1 pseudogene is annotated in these 215 nt (G+C 47.9%); it reads left to right on the top strand.

Annotated features, from left to right (window positions below):
* Positions 1-28: 28 nt before the first annotated feature.
* Positions 29-215, top strand: a pseudogene (locus P5674_RS26455) (reverse transcriptase domain-containing protein); the annotation flags it as partial.

The raw sequence follows: 215 nt of genomic DNA, 5'->3' as shown, positions 1-215 counted from the left end.
ACTGTAGGGGCGGGTTCCACGGTCAGCCATGCTTCCCAACAGTCAGCTTAATAAACCCGCCCCCCAAGCGGGTCAAGGAAAAAGAATGGCTGGAGTTGATGGGGCTATCACAATCTCCCCTAAACAAAGGTTTGAACTGACTGAGAAAATCAAAGGAAACCTCAAAGCAAAAGCACTTAGGAGAGTATGGATACCAAAACCTGGTAGGGATGAAA

Origin of the sequence: Limnospira sp. PMC 289.06 (assembly GCF_032350395.1) — a bacterium.
GTDB classification, from domain to species: domain Bacteria; phylum Cyanobacteriota; class Cyanobacteriia; order Cyanobacteriales; family Microcoleaceae; genus Limnospira; species Limnospira platensis.
Note: the sequence above shows the minus strand (reverse complement) of the source record. Positions and strands in the feature narration are given on the sequence as shown.